Here is a 790-nt window from a genome sequence, read left to right as displayed (position 1 = left end):
GTAATGTGTTGCTGAAAGGGCAAATCGATGCGTTGGATCTTTTGCGCTTGCAGCGTTAATTCAGACGTTGTGCTCGCTAATAACTGAGCCACATCATGTTCGATTTGATTTCGTTTGAGCTTGCCGTTATCCGTGTACCAACCAGAGATGGCTCGTGGGTTGTCTAGCAGCAATAAGGTTCGGATTTGAGCGTAATCGGGTAGGGTTCGGTTTAATGCATGAACCTTTGCTTCGACGTCTTCGCTATTGGCAATGACAGCACATAATGTTTGTTGGCTATCACCTGTAACGATCAGTGGCGTCATCGGCAAAAACGCCAACGCTTCTGATTCAATCCACTCCGGTGAGACATTTCTGCCGTATGCGGTGACGATAAGGTTCTTCTTGCGTCCTGAGAGAGTGACAAAACCTTGCGCGTCAATTTGGGCTAAGTCGCCAGTTGCTAACCATTCTTGAGTAAACGGCTCATTCAAATAACCAAGAGCAACGTTGCCTTTGACGAGCAGTTCACCATCTTCCGCGATACGAATCTGAGTGTGCGGAAGCGGTTTGCCACACGTTCCTGCTTTAAATGTGGCTGGTGTATTCAAACAAACGACGGAGCCACATTCAGACAAGCCATAACCTTCAAACGCAGGGATGTTCAGCGCATGCGCGGTGTTAATCAGTTGCGACGACACTCTTGCGCCGCCAACGGCGACAAATGTTAGAGAGTCCACAAGAGAGGGCTGCTGTTGCGCGATCTGAATGAGCGCAAGCAATAAAGCCGGTGTTAGCAGTAAGCTTTCTG

General features: G+C 48.7%; 1 protein-coding gene. It reads right to left on the bottom strand.

Annotation, left to right across the window (positions count from 1 at the left end; genetic code table 11):
- Nucleotides 1-790, bottom strand: a 790-nt coding sequence (locus tag R7O13_RS26120; RefSeq protein WP_318305107.1) for an AMP-binding protein, incomplete at both ends; no start/stop codon positions are given.

It is taken from the genome of Vibrio sp. Y176 (genome assembly GCF_033438945.1).
This window is presented reverse-complemented; position numbering and strand designations above follow the sequence as displayed.